This window comes from Nostoc sp. KVJ3 (assembly GCF_026127265.1).
Taxonomy (GTDB): domain Bacteria; phylum Cyanobacteriota; class Cyanobacteriia; order Cyanobacteriales; family Nostocaceae; genus Nostoc.
Genome location: NZ_WWFG01000001.1, coordinates 2,242,730 through 2,259,621, shown reverse-complemented (window position 1 = coordinate 2,259,621; position 16,892 = coordinate 2,242,730). Strand labels below are relative to the sequence as shown.

The 16,892-nt window shown below is 40.0% G+C and carries 14 protein-coding genes; 9 read left to right on the top strand and 5 right to left on the bottom strand.

Annotation, left to right across the window (positions count from 1 at the left end; all coding sequences use genetic code 11):
* The first annotated feature begins 11 nt into the window (after positions 1–11).
* From GTQ43_RS09130 to GTQ43_RS09110, 5 genes are all read left to right on the top strand, one after another.
* Entirely contained in the window at positions 12–560 is a 549-nt protein-coding gene (locus tag GTQ43_RS09130; protein ID WP_265272306.1) for a GIY-YIG nuclease family protein, read from the top strand.
* A 49-nt stretch (positions 561–609) separates the two neighbouring features.
* Positions 610–2,070, top strand: a complete 1,461-nt coding sequence (locus GTQ43_RS09125; protein WP_265272305.1) for a protein kinase domain-containing protein — start codon at positions 610–612, stop codon at positions 2,068–2,070.
* A 986-nt stretch (positions 2,071–3,056) separates the two neighbouring features.
* Positions 3,057–3,410, top strand: a complete 354-nt coding sequence (locus tag GTQ43_RS09120; RefSeq protein ID WP_265272304.1) for a Mo-dependent nitrogenase C-terminal domain-containing protein — start codon at positions 3,057–3,059, stop codon at positions 3,408–3,410.
* A gap of 22 nt (positions 3,411–3,432) precedes the next feature.
* On the top strand, positions 3,433–3,705 hold the full coding sequence (locus tag GTQ43_RS09115) for a cupin domain-containing protein (protein WP_265272303.1): 273 nt from the start codon (positions 3,433–3,435) through the stop codon (positions 3,703–3,705).
* A gap of 281 nt (positions 3,706–3,986) precedes the next feature.
* Positions 3,987–4,733, top strand: a complete 747-nt coding sequence (locus GTQ43_RS09110; protein ID WP_265272302.1) for a creatininase family protein — start codon at positions 3,987–3,989, stop codon at positions 4,731–4,733.
* Between the two features lie 106 nt (positions 4,734–4,839).
* On the opposite strand, the gene GTQ43_RS09105 is transcribed toward GTQ43_RS09110, so the two are convergent.
* Together GTQ43_RS09105 and GTQ43_RS09100 are read right to left on the bottom strand one after the other, a co-directional pair.
* Positions 4,840–6,150: an efflux RND transporter periplasmic adaptor subunit gene (locus tag GTQ43_RS09105; protein ID WP_265272301.1), complete on the bottom strand. Its 1,311-nt coding sequence runs from the start codon at positions 6,148–6,150 to the stop codon at positions 4,840–4,842.
* Positions 6,151–6,404: 254 nt separating this feature from the next.
* On the bottom strand, positions 6,405–8,126 hold the full coding sequence (locus GTQ43_RS09100) for an ATP-binding protein (RefSeq protein ID WP_265272300.1): 1,722 nt from the start codon (positions 8,124–8,126) through the stop codon (positions 6,405–6,407).
* Between the two features lie 654 nt (positions 8,127–8,780).
* Here GTQ43_RS09100 and GTQ43_RS09095 point away from each other — a divergent pair.
* The 4 genes from GTQ43_RS09095 (at position 8,781) to GTQ43_RS09080 (ending at position 13,232) form a co-directional block, all read left to right on the top strand.
* Positions 8,781–10,334 (top strand): YcjF family protein, encoded by a 1,554-nt coding sequence (locus GTQ43_RS09095; RefSeq protein WP_265272299.1) that lies wholly within the window; start codon positions 8,781–8,783, stop codon positions 10,332–10,334.
* A 71-nt stretch (positions 10,335–10,405) separates the two neighbouring features.
* Positions 10,406–10,642 carry a hypothetical protein gene (locus GTQ43_RS09090; protein ID WP_265272298.1) on the top strand — a complete coding sequence of 79 codons (237 nt, stop codon included), beginning with the start codon at positions 10,406–10,408 and terminating at the stop codon, positions 10,640–10,642.
* A 107-nt stretch (positions 10,643–10,749) separates the two neighbouring features.
* Positions 10,750–11,043: a type II toxin-antitoxin system VapC family toxin gene (locus tag GTQ43_RS09085; RefSeq protein WP_414859113.1), complete on the top strand. Its 294-nt coding sequence runs from the start codon at positions 10,750–10,752 to the stop codon at positions 11,041–11,043.
* Positions 11,044–11,456: 413 nt separating this feature from the next.
* Positions 11,457–13,232: a serine/threonine-protein kinase gene (locus GTQ43_RS09080; protein ID WP_265272297.1), complete on the top strand. Its 1,776-nt coding sequence runs from the start codon at positions 11,457–11,459 to the stop codon at positions 13,230–13,232.
* Between the two features lie 87 nt (positions 13,233–13,319).
* Here the strand turns inward: GTQ43_RS09080 and GTQ43_RS09075 are convergent, their stop codons facing one another.
* From GTQ43_RS09075 to GTQ43_RS09065, 3 genes are all read right to left on the bottom strand, one after another.
* Positions 13,320–14,549, bottom strand: coding sequence for an ABC transporter substrate-binding protein (locus GTQ43_RS09075; RefSeq protein WP_265272296.1), 1,230 nt, complete (start codon positions 14,547–14,549; stop codon positions 13,320–13,322).
* 159 nt (positions 14,550–14,708) lie between these two features.
* Positions 14,709–15,131: a hypothetical protein gene (locus GTQ43_RS09070; RefSeq protein WP_114084087.1), complete on the bottom strand. Its 423-nt coding sequence runs from the start codon at positions 15,129–15,131 to the stop codon at positions 14,709–14,711.
* 101 nt (positions 15,132–15,232) lie between these two features.
* Entirely contained in the window at positions 15,233–16,870 is a 1,638-nt protein-coding gene (locus GTQ43_RS09065) for a CTP synthase (protein ID WP_265272295.1), read from the bottom strand.
* Positions 16,871–16,892 lie beyond the last annotated feature (22 nt).

The window sequence follows — 16,892 nt, the reverse complement described above, 5'->3', positions numbered from 1 at the left end:
TATTTTGATTTATGGCTCTTGAAACCAATCTTTCTTCTTTGGCAACCCTAGAATACATTCCTTACATTAATGATAGTGGTCAATTACCCGAACAATTTCAAGGTAAAATTGGGGTATATGCTATTTTTGACCAAGAACAAGGACTGCAATTTGTCGGATACTCCCGTGATGTTTACCTCAGTCTCAAGCAGCATTTAGTCCGTCAGCCACAACACTGCTATTGGGTGAAAGTTCAAACTATTGAACGCCCTAGTCGCACAATTTTAGAAAATACTGAAAATGCTTGGATTGCGGAAAATGGCAGTATGCCTTGGGGAAACGGGGATAATAAGGAAAAATGGACTCATCCCATTGATGTCAAAGTGGTAATGACACCTGAAGAACTGGAAAAATATCAAAATCCAGCTAATGACGAATTAGCACAAACGAAAATTATTAAAAATGTGGCGCGGAGAGTAGAAGCAGAAATTTCAACGCAATTACTAGAAGTGCGTGGTTTGCAAATGCAAATTCGCTTCAATCCTAAATTGAAAGAAGAAGGTTTACTAGATTTGAAATGAAGGTTGTTTTGGGAAAACTAATAGACATGAATATCGCTGATAATATCCCATGACAATACAGCTGCTAAACGATCGCTATCAAGTTATTCGCACACTGGGCGCTGGTGGGTTTGGTGAAACCTATCTAGCGGAGGATACTTATATGCCCTCAAAGCGCCGTTGTGTGGTTAAACAGCTAAGACCGATTCACAACAATCCCCAAATTTACCAACTGGTACAGGAGAGGTTTCAACGGGAAGCAGCTATTTTAGAAGAACTCGGCGGCGCATCTGACCAAATTCCAGCATTGTATGCCTATTTCTCCTCTGGCGGACAATTTTACTTAGTTCAGGAGTGGGTTGAAGGCGATACCCTAACTGGAAAAGTTCAAAAACAGGGGTTATTTAGCGAAAGCGCTGTCCAGGAATTATTCATAAATTTATTACCAATCCTGGATTACGTTCACTCTAAGCATATCGTTCACCGCGATATTAAACCGGATAATATCATTGTGCGCGATCGCGATCGCAAACCAGTGCTAATTGATTTTGGTGCTGTGCGGGAATCAATGGGAACAGTGGTTAATTCTCAAGGTAATCCTACCAGTTCTATTGTCATTGGGACACCTGGCTATATGCCTAGCGAACAAGCCGCAGGTAGACCAGTTTTTTCTAGTGATTTATATAGTTTAGGAATGACGGTAATTTATTTGCTGACTGGTAAGCAAGCACAGCAACTAGAAACAAATTCCCAAACAGGTGAAATTGTCTGGCGACAGTATGCGAGTCATGTTAGCCCAATTATGGCAGGAGTAATTGATAAAGCGATCGCTTATCATCCGCGCGATCGCTATCCTACAGCTAGAGCAATGCTGGATACTTTGCAGAGCATAGCAAATCCAATTCCACCGACGCAACCCCTCTTGACTCAACCGACTGTTGTCTCTGCACCACCACCTCAGACGTTACCTATCAAACCACAGCCTACCCCTCAAAATAATCAGAATAATATTCTCATCGGTAGTTTAATCGCAGGTGGGCTAGTTGGCGCATCTGTGATTATTAGCCAAGTGTTAACAAAACCTACTCAATCTACAGCAGACAAAACGGTATTACCTTCAGAAACACCATCAACTATCACCAGCCCCGCGATTACAACTCCCGAATTTATCCCAACTACTCCATCAGTTCCTACTCAATCTCCACCTTCCCCCCCTACATCAATACCGCCAGTTGATACCACGGCAGTCAACAATTATTCCTGGCTTTCCCAAATATCTGTAACTGATGCAGATTTGGCTGGTAAAGACGGTTTCCAACTAGATATTATGCGAAATTCTATTTTTGCCCGCCACGGTCGTCGTTTTGATACTGGTGGATTACAAGATTACTTTGATAAGCAACCTTGGTATAGGCCTATATATCCAGCAAAAGCATTTCCGCCTAAATTGCTGTCAAAGTTAGAGCAGCAAAATGTAGAGTATATCAACAAATATCAAGATCGTTACAACTTGAGATATTTTAAGAAATAAGATTTTGATGATTATACCATTTCAGAAAATCCCTGATATATATTAGCAGCTTCAGCAAAGGTCATCAGCCTGTTGGTCAATTTAGTCTTAAACCCTTCATCCCTAAAACTCAATACGGTTCAGTTAGAGCTAAAACTCTGGTTCCAAAATCAATTTTTTAACGAACCGCCGAGGCGCAGAGAATGCAGAGAGAAGAAAGAGATGCTTCACTGAACTGTATTGCCCTAAAACCTTGGTTTAGCGTTGCTTTTCCACCAGTTTTCATGTATTTGAACCACATCTGTCGTAAGGGCAATTCATGAATTGCCCCTACGGTGTGGTCTATTTACCTGAAAATAGCTGTAAGTTGACACCAATAGATAATGCCACACTCTGACGAGAAACCTATATGTATCAGGGTTTTCATAAACTGGTATTACACCCGATGCATTGATTACAAATATTTTGGTAAATGCCAGAAATGCTTAGTATAGTAACTTGGATTTATCAAAGGATTTCTTGCTACTTATTTAGATAATATCTAGGTTAGCTACTGTAACATATCGGACGGATTACTAGCTATTTAATAGTCTAAAATCGCTAGATATTAGAGGCTAATCCTAGCGAAGTCTATATGGATTCAGGGTTCAACTGTATTTTACTCCTCCAAAGTCCATCTCTAGATACTAGGCAGTTTCATAACCAAGAATTTATATTTAATATATCAAATTGCTATATCCGAGATAAGTAATCATAAGTTAAAGAAATGCCATTTTTATATTTTCTTTGTTATTTTGTATTTAACGGGACAGTTCTTCCTGATTTGGTGGGTTTAAATAACAATTAGTTAAACAATTTCCATCCAAAGGATGTATGCAAAATATTTGGATTGTGCTTACTCTAATTCTTGATTTCCAAGCATAATGCAAATTGATCAGACATATTAGATGGTAATATTCCCAATCGGCAAATAGTTCATCTACACAAGGAAACCCTTGCCTAAAACTATGCTTAAAACAAGTACTCGGCGAATTTTTCTACCTGCTTTTATTCAACCTTTGGCAGAAAATAATCAAGCAGATGGTAAAAACCAATTATCTAAATTAGATTTACTGCAACCATTGCGTCAAAGGCTGGACAAAATTGAAATTCAGAATCGGAAATTAGCCAAATTTATTGCGAAACTGATTCCTGCCCAGTGCCCATTTGAGCGTGATATCAAGCTTTTTGGTCGCACAATAGTCCATATTCCGCCAATGTGCAAGCTAAATCCGCTTTATAACGAACTTGTTTACTTGCGTTTTCGCGCTTTGTGTTATTTAGTAGATCAGTGTGGAGAGGATATTCAATCCTACTGCTGAATTTAACTAGAAAGAACGCGATATGGAAATTAAAATTGAGCATCAGCCCAGACAAGAACGCCTCAATCAATTGGGTGTCTATAAATGGGAAATTTGGCAAAAGGAAGTCTCAAAATTCCCTTGGACTTATGATTCTCAAGAAACTTGTTACTTTTTGGAAGGCAATGTAATTGTTACTCCTGATGGTGGACAGCCAGTGCAAATGGGTAAAGGCGATTTGGTGATTTTTCCTGCTGACATGTCCTGCATTTGGGAAATTACAAAGGACGTGAAAAAACATTATTACTTTGATTAGTCAAGAGTTAAGATTGATCCCCTTCCTTTTCTTGACGATCTACAAAAGCAACATTTCATAATTGAATGCTAAATTATTCGTGAAAAACAAGATCCCCGACTTCGTAAAAGTTGTTGGGGATTTGTGGCTTGCAATTGTCATAAATCAAAATTGTAGCGATCGCTAGCACCGAAAATCTAAAGAGTTCATAATCATCTTAGTGGGAGTTTAGTTACAGAAGATACTGTGTAACAAAAAAAGCTTTATTACCACCGCAATTTTATTGAGGAAATCCATCAAAAATGTTACTGCATTTAAGTACTTGGCAAGAAGTCGAAGCTTATTTACAGCAGTCAAGGGGAATTATTTTCCCTATTGGTTCCACAGAACAACACGGGCCAACAGGGTTAATTGGCACTGATGCTATTTGTGCAGAAGCGATCGCAGCTGGTGTGGGTGATGTAACTGGTGCGATCGTTGGCCCTACAATCAATGTAGGCATGGCGCTGCATCATACTGCCTTTCCTGGCACAATCAGTCTGCGTCCCAGCACTTTAATTCAAGTAATACGAGATTATGTAACTTGTTTAGCCAAAGCTGGTTTTACCAAGTTTTACTTTATCAACGGACACGGTGGTAATATCGCCACCCTGAAAGCGGCTTTCTCCGAAACTTACGCTCATTTAGAAGATTTGCAGATTGCCAATGCTCAACAGGTGCAATGTCTTGTGGCAAACTGGTTTATGTGCGGTTCTGTATATAGGCTAGCTAAAGAGTTATATGGGGATCAAGAAGGTTCTCATGCAACACCAAGCGAAGTAGCCCTCACCCAGTACGTTTATCCAGAAGCGATTAAGCAAGCACCCCTATCACCAGAAGTTGCAAGTGGACATAAGATTTATAGCGCCGCTGACTTTCGAGTGCGTTATCCAGATGGACGTATGGGATCAAATCCGGCTTTAGCAACACCAGAACACGGGAAGCAATTTTATGATTTGGCGGTGAAGGAACTTAGTAATGGCTATTTGGAATTTGTAAACGCAGATTGAATAAGATTCAGAAGCGGAGCTAGAGATGCTTCGCTAGGGAAGGGAGTGGGGAGATGAGGCAGATGAGGGATAATGCCCCATGCCCCATACCCAATCAAATGCTGTACTAAGATTCTGGAACGATCGCAACACCATCCCTAAGATTGAGCAACCCAGAGATAATAACTTTATCTTCAGGCTGTAATCCTTCAATAACTTGGTAATTATTATCTTTGATCTCGCCTAACTTCACTCGCCTTTGTCGAGCTACTTCTTGGGATATACCTTGGGGAGATTTTTCTGTTTCAACTACATAAACAAAAGTGTCTCCACCTATACGAGTCATTGCTGTTGTGGGAATTAAAATTCCGGGGCGCTGATTCCAAAACACTCTAGCTCTGACTAATTGATCTGCATGTAACTCACCGTTAGAGTTGTCAAAAAGGGCTTTGATTAGTACCCCTTGTGTGTCATTACTGGCATTAGGTGCAATGAAAAATACCCTACTTCTACCAAGTTTTTGACCTTGTGTATTCATAACCTCCACCGGCATCCCCTTCCGCAATTGTGGCCCTTGCTGTAGTGGTACTGAGATATTGACTTCTAAAGGTCGATTTTGCGTGAAATTAACTAGTTGGGTGGAAGTATTAACTAAATCACCAACTTTCACAGCGATGTTACCAACTGTGCCACTAAAGGGAGCGGTAATTTTGTCGGACTGAATCTGTTGTGGTTGAGTATTTATATTAGCTTGCTGCAAACTTTTTTCAGCTTGCAATATGTTGGCTCGTTGTGCTTGAATCCTGGAATCAATGGCATCAAGATTAGTCTTAGCATTAGCGAGTCTGTCAGCAAATTGATTGCGACTTTGTCGAGACACGGCTCCTTGGTCAGCTAAAACGGAATACTTTTCGTAGGTCTGCTGATACAATTGCACATTAGCAACGTATGATGCTCGTTGGGCTTCCAGAGATTTGAGTGTAGCGCGGGCATTTTCCAGTTGCAGTAAAAATGCTTGAGGCGGAGCATTGTTAAGAGCGATCGCTGCTTGTGCTGTACGATCTACTTGGATAATTGCCGCTCCTTCGGCAACTGGATCTCCCGATTTGACAAATATCTGGGTAACTTGACCCTGAATCCTTGGCTGAAGAATGATTGAATGCTGGGACTTTAGGCTAGCAATAAAATCCGAACTTTCCTCAATAATGCCGCTTTGGACTGTGGATATCTTGACTCTTACCCCTTGAGGTTGAGTGTTAGCAGTTGAAAGTGCTGAATTTTGCGGAGTGAGCAAACGCCAAATTATAGCTGTTCCGCCCCCTAACAATAGTAGTGCAGCTAAAAATAACCAAAGCCACCGCCGTTTTCCAGAAGGTGGCTCAAATGAGGTTTCTGGAGTTTTTTCTCCAAAATCAGTTTGAGGCTCAGGGGATGTCATGGCTGATGAGGAACTTATGGGACAAATTAACTAGAATTAAATCAAAATTTCATCTGTTGATCTTGAAATTACTGATTGGGTATGAGGTTTTGTAGCAAATTATGTGTTACCCCATCCAAATATACAGTTTTGATGATTCTGTCTAAATCTACCGAAAGGTGAATTTGCTTCTTAAAACCTTTTCGTTACCAATATTTTTCCCCTACACCTGGCGATATCATGTTCCACCGCATCGGAATGGGAACCGCTATAGCTCAAGGGTGAGAAATCGGTAGAGCAATATTTGTAGTAGGTAAAGCTAAGGCAAACTCTGTACCTTGATTTAATTCCGACTGGCAGGTAATTTTACCTTTATGTTTTTCTACGACAATTTGATGTGCGATCGCTAGCCCCAAACCAGTACCAATACCTCGTGGTTTAGTTGTAAAAAATGTTTCAAATATCTTTTTCTGGTTTTCTGGCGAAATACCAGGGCCATTGTCAGCAATTCGCACTACCACCAAATCATTCTCCCGGCGTTCTGTGATAATGATAATTTCCGGGACAAATTCGGGATTATCAGCCGATTTTTCTTCCAAAGCATCAAGTGCATTGCTGAGAAGATTCATAAATACCTGATAAAGTAAACCTGTATAGCCTGGAATCGCTGGAATCTCTCCATAGCTGCGAACAAGGTTAATACCATTTTTCAGGCGATTGTTCAGAATCAATAATGTACTATCTAGACAGGCGTGTAAATCTATTAACTGCGCCTCTCCCTCATCAAGACGAGAAAAATCTTTCAAGCTGCGGACAATTTCTCGTGTGCGTTCAGCGCCAACTTTCATTGAGTTGAAAAGTTTTGGTAAATCCGCTTCTAGAAACTCCAAGTCAATTTCTTCTGCTAGAGTTTGCACAGCAGTGGAAGGATGCGGAACTTCGGCTTTGTATGTTTGCAGTAATGCTAACAAATCATCAGTATAGGTTTTCGCATGTACAAGGTTGCCAGAAATGAAATTTACAGGATTATTAATTTCGTGAGCGACACCAGCCAGCATCCGTCCTAAACTAGACATTTTCTCACTTTGAATTAGTCGGACTTGGGCTTCGGTTTGTTGTTCTTCTAGAAGGTGCTTTACCTGTTGGATTAGCTGGTTAAGGGAGTTGCTTAAGTCCCCTACTTCATCTTGTGTAGTTACAGAGGCTCGTAAGTCAAAATTGGCTTCTTGGGTAACTTTTTGGGCAATATTTGTCACTGCCTTAATGGGATGGGCAATGATTGTACTTGTGTAGAAAGCCAGCATAACAGCGATCGCTACTGACAACACCATACTACCAATAATAATCTGGGCTTGGATGAGCGCAGCCTTTTCTTGGGCTACATCAGCTTCCTCTTGGCGTTCTTGAACTGTTTTGGCAAAGTCGGTTAACTCATGAGCAAATTGATAAAACTTGAGAGCATCCTGACTTTGACTAAATTTCGAGATTAATTGCTGCGCTTTTATAGCTCCATCTGGCTGTGAAGTTAATGGCAAAATTTGCCGAATCAGCGCTCTAAGTTGTTCAAAATATTCGGCTATAGTGATGTGATGCTTTGTGAGCAGAGCTTGTAAATCCCTTTCGGAAGTGGTTTGACTAAATTCTTGTGCCTGGGAAAGCAAAGTTTCCGTATTCGCCAGATCGCTTTTAAAATTAGAAATTCCCCTTTGAAATGTTTGTGGCTGCTGTAAAAAAGGCACTATTTCTTGCTGGTTAATCTGTATTTCTAACAGTTCACCTTGCAAACTACTTAACAAGCTTCCTTCTTCATCTGCCAAGTTCATCTGTTGTCTGGCTTGTTGGAAGTAGCGATCGCCTATTACCAACCCTGCTGTTGTTCCTAAAACTGCAATTCCCAAAGCCAAACCATATCCATAAAAAATTTTTTGCCGAATACTAAGCTGGTGGAATCTTTGTTGAATCCAGTTCAAGTATCTTAATTTAGGTGTCGCAGTCATAGCATAACTCGCTGTTGAATTTTTTCAAGAGATGGTTTTTCATCAAAAATAAGAAATCCAGCCGCAAGTAAGAACACATTTAATCCAAAATGCGCTCTTAGTTTATCAAAAAGGGGTTTTTCTACCCTGGTCAAAAATACTGAAACTATGAAGATTAGAAGTATCTGCCTACTGAAAATATCGCAATCCGGTTTGAACTCAAAAAATCCTCTAGTCATATTTTTGTCAGAGTGAAACCAATATGGTTCGGTTAAGGTTATTTGATGAAAATATATAGATCCCAAATCCGCGATAAATCGCCGTCAGGACGAAGGACTGATTCTTGTAAAGACGGCGATTTATCGTGTCTCTGCCTTAACCGAACAGTATTGAGAGAGAAACTGTTACGCTGACCAAAGAGGCAGGGAAGAAAGATTCTGGAATCCCTCTGCCAAAAGAGTTTCAATTCCCGACATCCCGCCCAGAACTTCAGTTCTGGGCTGATCGTTTAGTCCACTTAAGTGGACTTCAGCTATGAGACTCGGAATTCATTCCGAGGTGGGATGGAAACGCAGTGCGAGATTTAAAATTTTGTCAGTCAAAGAGATAAAAAATACTGAAACTATTAAGATTAGAAGCATCTGCCTATTAAATACCCACTAATCTTTCCCAACCATGCCTCTGTCGCGCATAGTAACGCTAATTGTTGGTCTGATAGTCATTTTGGGGCTAGCCCTTTGGCTAATTGATTCCCTATCGCGCCTCTATTGGCAATTGTCCTATTCGCCATTGCTAGGCAATTTGCTGCTATTGCTACTAATTGTCCTTATCGGAGCCTTAGTTGCCGCTTTTGTCTATTATGTATTGGTAATTCAATCTGGAGAAAAGCGATCGCGCCGCAACCCAAAGCGAGTAACTGCGGCGCAAATTCCGGCTGCTAAATCTGACGCTGCATCTACAACTCTCCAAGCTGTGCGCCAACAGGTAGCGCAAATTCAAGATGAAGTCACTCGCCAAGCTTTATTAAGTCGATCGCGGGAGATTGAAGCAAACTTAGCACGGGGTGAAATTCAAGTAGTGGTATTTGGTACGGGAAGTGCGGGTAAAACTTCCTTGGTAAATGCGATTATGGGACGCATGGTTGGTCAAGTAGATGCACCAATGGGTACAACCCAGGTTGGAGAAACCTATTGTCTGCGGTTAAAGGGATTAGAACGCAAGATTTTAATTACAGATACCCCAGGAATTTTAGAAGCGGGGGTGGCGGGAACGGAACGCGAACAAATGGCGCGAGAACTGGCAACAGCAGCAGATTTATTATTATTTGTAGTTGATAATGACTTGCGAAGGTCAGAATATGAGCCGTTGCGGGGGTTAGCAGAAATTGGCAAGCGATCGCTCCTAGTTCTCAACAAAACCGATCTATATACAGATGAAAATAAAGAAGCTATCCTTGCGAGATTGCGTCAACGGGTACGGGGATTTATTGCTACTAATGATGTGGTAGCGATCGCTGCTAATCCCCAATCTGCCAAATTAGAAACTGGCGAAACCTTCCAGCCGGAACCCGATATTGTCCCTTTGTTGCGGCGCACAGCTGCTGTTTTACGGGCTGAAGGTGAAGATTTGGTAGCAGATAATATTCTTTTGCAATCTCTGCGCTTGGGAGACGAGGCGCGAAAACTCATCGATAGTCAGCGTCGCCGCCAAGCTGACAAAATCGTAGAACGGTTTCAGTGGATTGGTGCTGGTGTGGTATCAGTCACACCCATACCAGTGGTAGATTTATTAGCGACAGCAGCGGTTAATGCTCAAATGGTTGTGGAAATTGGCAGAGTCTACGGCTGCGAATTGAATATGGAACGAGGACGAGAGTTAGCCCTTTCTCTAGCAAAAACGATCGCTAGTTTGGGTATTGTCAAGGGAGCAATTCAATTATTATCTACAGCTTTGCAACTCAATGTTGCCACCTTTATTATTGGTAGAGCTATTCAAGGTGTGACAGCAGCTTATTTAACGCGAATTGCTGGGAAGAGTTTTATTGAATATTTTCGTCACGATCAAGATTGGGGTGATGGAGGAATGACGGAAGTTGTGCAGCGACAGTTTCAAATTAATCGCAGAGATGAATTTATTAAGGCTTTTATTCAAGAAGCGATCGCGCGGGTGGTGAAGCCGTTACAAGATAAATCTGAGGTAGTTGAACACGATGAAGAAATTAATGGTTGAAAATTCAAAAAATCATGCTTAATTTTTTATATAATATAGTTATTATCCACTTTTGAACAGAGAAAATAACAATGAATAAAACAGTAACTCTTGAAGAAGTATTAGTGTTAATAAAACAGCTTTCATTGATAGATAAAATTCGCCTAATCGAGAAAATTGCACCCCAAATTGAACGCGAATTAACAAATATTCAGCCGAAACAGCGAAAGTCGTTACGAGGATTGTGGCGAGGTAGTAATGTTTCTGAATCAGACATTGCACAAATGCGGCAACAAATTTGGACAAACTTCCCGCGTGAGGATGTTTAATGTCTAATTTGGTAACAGATACTCATGCACTTATTTAGTACTTAGAGGATAGTCCAAACCTTAGTGTTCCTGCCAACAAAGCATTTGAAAAATGCGATAGGGGTGAAATTATAATATACATACCAACAATTTGTTTAGTCGAAATAGTTTACTTGCAGGAAAGAAGACGGATATCAGCAGATATGAAATTTCTGCTAGATACTGCATTAGCTAACGAAAGTAGTGGATTAGCTTTAGTTAATTTAACAACTGAAATTGTTGATGCATTATCTACGATATCACGTGATACTGTTCCAGATATGCCTGATAGAATTATTGCTGCAACAGCAAAGTATATGGGTTTACCTTTGATTAGTCGAGATGCAAAAATAGTATCATCTGGAATAAGTATTATTTGGTAAAAACATGGCGATCGCTAGCCGAATATACTGTTGGTTTAAATAATGCAATTTTAGCTAATTTTTCCTGAAATTAGCTTTGATAATTGCTAAATGGATATTAATTCTCAACAGTTAGGTGTATCTAGTAGAGTGCGGCGGAAATAAACCACCCATTCCAAATCAATGAAACCCTCATGCTGTATTCGTTTTTAATTTTTAATTTTTAATTTTTAATTCCGCCCTGCGGTACTAGGTCAATTTTTTCATAACAATACAAATTGTAATAAAAAATTATATTTATTTACGCAAAAATACTTAAAAAATAAACTTTTATTTAAGGTATCAAAACTCTGGTTATTTATTTCTAAAGCATTCCGGAAACAGGAGGTAATGTCAGAAAAACTAAATAAAAGGACTTACTGAGTAACCAGGTCATGACCCACCACATAATCGGTAAATTACTACAAGGGCGTTACCAAATTGTCCAAAGCCTAGGTGCAGGGGTGTTTGGACAAACATACATAGCTATAGACGTAGATTATCCAGAGAATCCCAAATGCGTTGTTAAGCAGATTAAAGTTAGCAGTTCCGAATCCGGCCACTTAGAGATGCTGAGGTTACTGTTTCTAACTGAAACTGAAACCCTCAAGCTTTTGGGAAGCCATCAACAAATTCCTGAATTCATCGCCTGTTTTGAAGAAAACAACCAGTTTTATTTAGTACAAGAGCTAATTGAAGGACATGCACTGACTGCGGAATTACCCATCGATCGACAGTGGGGGTGTCTGTGGAGTGAAAGGGAAGTTGTAGACTTCCTGATAGATGTCTTAGGTATTCTAGAATTTGTTCACTCTCAAGGCGTGATCCATTGTGACATCAAACCAGAAAACTTGATTAGACGTAATAGCGATGCTTTACGCAAGTTAGTTTTAATTGACTTTGGCTCAATCCAGTCTATCGACTTTGGGATATGTGCGGAATTGCCTATTTATCGGATTCCCGTTACCTCATTGGGATATATACCGCCAGAGCAATTTATTGGTCAAACACAGCCCAACAGTGATATTTATGCTTTGGGTATGATTGCAATTCAGGCTTTAACAGGTTTAGAACCACTACAATTAAAAACTGATCCTTACACTAATGAAATTTCTTGGCGTTCTGAAAATACGCCAGTTAACGATTATCTAGCTGCTGTTCTCAGCCAAATGATCCGCTACGATTCCCAAAACCGTTTCCAGTCTGCGGGTGAGGTATTGCGAGTCCTCAAACAAATAACATGGGAAACTCGGCCACCAGAAATATTAGAAGCAGATGAGCAATTTCTCCTAGAAGCAACCATTGAAGATGATAATTCTCCTAACCCAGGATCTGGAAAATTATCCCCATTATTTACAGGAATGAAAGTCGGACTGGCGGCTAATTCTTTATTAATGGGATTTGGTGTATATTCTTTAATTAATACTGCCCCTGCATATTCAGAAACAGAAACTTTATCTAAAGCCACACAAGAATATCAAGCTGGGGATTTGCAAGAAGCGATCGCACTTGTTAAATCAATTCCCTCTCACAGTAATGTTTATCCAGAAGCTCAAGCCACAATTGAAGAATGGCAAGAGCAATGGCAAGTAGCTGCACACCAATACCAAATAGCTCAAATAGCTTTTCATGAGAGCAGATGGTCGGATGTTATTCATGCTGTTGCTAAAATTCCCAATATAAAATATTGGCAATCTAAAACAGATAAACTGGTTCAGCAAACATACATTAATATAGAATCCCAGACGCAAGATTTATTAGCAAAAGCCTACGAAAGTGCCCAGATAAAAGATTTTTCTGTTGCATTACAATATCTGCGGCAAATTCCTCAAGAAAGTCGTGCGGGTGCTTTAGTTCAAGAAAAGTTAGCTGAATACGATCGAAAGCGCCAGATCAGAGCAGCTTACTTTTTACAGAATGCTTACAAAAAAGCATCTATTGGTGATTTTGATCGCGCTGTAAAATTTCTCCGAAATATTCCCAAGGATACTTTAGTTTATGCTCAAGCTAAAATCAAACTGAATGAGTATACCCAAAAGCAACGCTTGCTGACTGATAATCAAAAGGTCGCTTATGCAAAAAGCACAAATTCATTGATCTCTAAAAACTCAACCACTAAGGTTGAATATCTTCAGGGAGTAAATTACCTGCAAGAGTTAAATATTCGATAGTTACAGGCATTTTTAGATGTGAAAATTCGCCGTTTCCAGATCCCCGACTTCGTAAAAGTTGTCGGGGATCTAATTTTCCACAAATAACTATTTGATGTTTAGATAAGCAAATCTACCATTAACACCATTTGGTTCCATCTTGAGTTGGGCAACATAAAACTCTTTTTGTATGACATCACCTACAGGTGTAAAAGCAATTTCACCGAGAGGAGTTTGATATTTTCTTCTTAGTAATTCTTTATTCAATTCTATCCGTAACTGTGGTATAGTAAAGCTATTAATTTTGTGTTGTCTATCCAAAGATTGGAGAGCTTCTACATATACTTGTAATGCTGCAAAAGACTGAGCGCTTACTTGAGATGGCTCTTTATGATATTGTTTAACGTATGCTTGATGAAATGCTTTATTAATTTCATTAGGATATTCTGTACTGTAGGCTTGAGCAACAATCACCCCATCACAAAGCGCTCTGCATACAGAAAAGATATGAGATGTGTTAAAACCATTCCCACCAATAATTATTCCTTTGTAACCTAGTTCTCGTAGTTGCTTAACTAGATTCCCACCATCTACAGCTAATCCAGATATAATCGCTAAATCTGGTTTTAAATTAATCGCGTTACTGCCTTGGGTTTGAAAGTCTGTATCTGTAGTTTGAAATTTTTGGACTGTTACTAAATTTAATTTTAAATCTTTGACTGTGTTCTGAAAAATCTCTGTTTCTGACCGATTAAAAGCATCATTTTGGGCATAGAATACAGCTACTCTTTTGATTTGAGGATTTTGTTTGAGTGCGGCTTTGACGGCATAAGGAGCAACAACAGCAACAGACGAAGAAACACGAGCAACATAATTACCGATTTCGGGAATACCTTTAGCTGTATTTGATGCTCCGATTACTGGAACTTGATTGCGTTCTGCTATAGGATCGGCGCTAAAAGCTTGTTGTGAAAGTGTAGGGCCAATAATCCCAACAACTTTACTTTGATTAATTAAAGCTTGAAAAGCATTAATAGCTCCAACTTCATCACCAGCAGTATCTTGATAAACTAATTTAATTGGTGTACCATTAACACCTCCTTTGCCATTAAAGTACTTTTGAGCAATTTTTACTCCATCGGTTCCCTCTTGACCAAGTAATGCGACATTACTTGTTTCGGCAAAAGCAATACCAATAGGAATAGCATCAGATGTACCTATTTGTGTTGTAGGATTACTTATAGAATTGGTGCTATTGCTGCTATTTTTATTACAAGCTACCAGTAGCAACAAGCAAGTAAATAATAGTGCTGTTTTCTGAGTAAGTCCATTTTTCATAGGTGCATCAATATTATGTTTCTTATTTTCATAATACTGCTTGCGATCGCAGGAAAATTACTCTAAGCTTCAAGTCTTGCGAATTCAGATCGTAGCTGGATTTGAGCCAAGCTCTACAATCTGTATGTAGAGTGTAGTATTTTAACCAAATGGTATATTTTAAGACAAAGAATATCCTGTTGCCTTGTGAACGTATTGCACAACTTTTTGATAGGATTCAGGATTACTTACAGGGTTAATAATGATGGGGATAGTGCCATCTGGCAACCAAAAAGTTATCCTACCGTTCGGTTCATGACAAAAGGAACTAATGCAGTTGAGATTAATTACATATTCATTTTTTTCGTAAAGTATTTTCACCCAGTGGGCATGATCTAATTCTAAACTTGTCACACATTCTAAATAATCGAGAATCTTTTGATAATCTTCTAGGTTACTTTGTGGGTTAATTACTATTGGAATGGCACTATCGGGTAGCCAAAAAGTAACCCTGCCATTCACTTCATAACAAAAAGCATGGACACGTTCAAAATTCACGACATATTCTCTCCTCTCGTAAAGGATTTTCACCCAGTACGCCACAACATCTCCTCAAGTCCGAAATTTACGAATGATGCACCCTGAATGTCCAAATCTACTAAAATCTTAAGTTAATGTTGCAATTAATTATGAATTATGAATTGTTAAGAAACCTCCAATGGTATTGGTGTACCAGATGTTGCCAGAGAAAGAGCGATCGCTGCTTGAATAAACCCTTTAAATAAGGGATGAGGGGTGCTAGGACGCGATTGAAATTCTGGATGAAATTGACAAGCCAGAAAGAATGGATGCTTGGGTAATTCCACAATTTCAACTAACTGTCCATCGGGAGAAGTACCACTAATCACATAGCCGGACTTTAATAACAGATCGCGGTAAGTATTGTTGAACTCATAGCGATGTCGATGTCGTTCATAAATTACATCTTCTTGATAAAGCTTGAAAGCTAGAGTATCAGGGAGAACACGACAAGGATATAGCCCCAAGCGCATTGTACCCCCTAAATCGACAACTTCCTGCTGTCCTGGCAATAAATTAATTACGGGATTAGTTGTATGAACGTCAAATTCGGCACTATTAGCATCTGTTAATCCCTCTACGTGCCTAGCCCATTCAATTACAGAACATTGCATACCCAGGCATAAACCCAAAAAGGGAATTTGGCGATCGCGCGCGTATTGAATGGCGGCAATTTTGCCATCCACCCCCCGAACCCCGAAACCACCTGGCACAACTATGCCATCGACACCCTCAAGGTAATTTTCGGCTGGTTCACTTTCCAAATCTTCTGAGTTTACCCAACGCAAGCGCAGTTTGCCATAGGTGGAGATTGCAGCATGGTTAAGTGCTTCCACTACAGATAAGTAGGCATCACTTAACTGCACATATTTCCCGACAATGGCAATTTCTAGCTCGTGTTTGGGACTATGTAAACGTTGTACCAAGGTTTGCCACTGCGTCAAATCTGGTTTGCGTTGCTCCATTTGCAGCAACTTCAAGACTTGTTCTGCCATTCCTTCCCGTTCTAGATTTAGCGGTACTTCATAGATACTTTTGGCATCTTGGGAAGTAATGACGCATTCTTCAGACACATCGCAAAATCCCGACAATTTTTGCTTTAATCCCTTGGGTAAGGGGCGATCGCTCCGACAAACTAAAATATCTGGTTGAATACCAATGGATCTCAGTTCTTTAACTGAATGCTGTGTTGGCTTAGTTTTCATCTCACCCGCAGAAGCAATCCACGGTACCAACGTTACGTGCATATACAGGACATTTTGCCGTCCCACTTCTTTGCGGAACTGGCGAATTGCTTCCAAAAACGGTAGTGATTCAATATCTCCTACCGTCCCGCCAATTTCTGTAATTACTACAGATGGGTTTGTACTTTTAGCAACTCGCAGAATCCGATCTTTGATTTCATTAGTAATATGGGGAATTACTTGGACAGTACCGCCATTGTAATCTCCACGCCGCTCTCTATTGATGACTGCTTGGTAAATCGAGCCAGTAGTCACACAATTTAAACGTGACATCGAGGTATCAGTGAAGCGTTCGTAATGCCCCAAGTCCAAATCTGTCTCCGCCCCATCTTGGGTAACGAATACTTCCCCGTGTTGAAAGGGACTCATCGTGCCAGGATCAATATTGATATAAGGGTCGAGTTTGAGAATTGACACCGAATATTCGCGGGACTTGAGCAAACGCCCTAGACTTGCTGCTACAATGCCCTTACCAATACTGGAAACTACGCCTCCAGTCACGAAAATAAACTTAGTCATAGTAGTTTGAATTTCTCATAAC

Coding starts and splice junctions, on each gene's coding strand:
- GTQ43_RS09125 (WP_265272305.1), top strand. CDS start 610: ATGACAATACAGCTGCTAAACGATCGCTATCAAGTTATTCGCACACTG.
- GTQ43_RS09100 (WP_265272300.1), bottom strand. CDS start 8,126: ATGACTGCGACACCTAAATTAAGATACTTGAACTGGATTCAACAAAGA.
- GTQ43_RS09110 (WP_265272302.1), top strand. CDS start 3,987: ATGTTACTGCATTTAAGTACTTGGCAAGAAGTCGAAGCTTATTTACAG.
- GTQ43_RS09090 (WP_265272298.1), top strand. CDS start 10,406: ATGAATAAAACAGTAACTCTTGAAGAAGTATTAGTGTTAATAAAACAG.
- GTQ43_RS09080 (WP_265272297.1), top strand. CDS start 11,457: ATGACCCACCACATAATCGGTAAATTACTACAAGGGCGTTACCAAATT.
- GTQ43_RS09075 (WP_265272296.1), bottom strand. CDS start 14,549: ATGAAAAATGGACTTACTCAGAAAACAGCACTATTATTTACTTGCTTG.
- GTQ43_RS09115 (WP_265272303.1), top strand. CDS start 3,433: ATGGAAATTAAAATTGAGCATCAGCCCAGACAAGAACGCCTCAATCAA.
- GTQ43_RS09095 (WP_265272299.1), top strand. CDS start 8,781: ATGCCTCTGTCGCGCATAGTAACGCTAATTGTTGGTCTGATAGTCATT.
- GTQ43_RS09120 (WP_265272304.1), top strand. CDS start 3,057: ATGCTTAAAACAAGTACTCGGCGAATTTTTCTACCTGCTTTTATTCAA.
- GTQ43_RS09130 (WP_265272306.1), top strand. CDS start 12: ATGGCTCTTGAAACCAATCTTTCTTCTTTGGCAACCCTAGAATACATT.
- GTQ43_RS09105 (WP_265272301.1), bottom strand. CDS start 6,150: ATGACATCCCCTGAGCCTCAAACTGATTTTGGAGAAAAAACTCCAGAA.
- GTQ43_RS09065 (WP_265272295.1), bottom strand. CDS start 16,870: ATGACTAAGTTTATTTTCGTGACTGGAGGCGTAGTTTCCAGTATTGGT.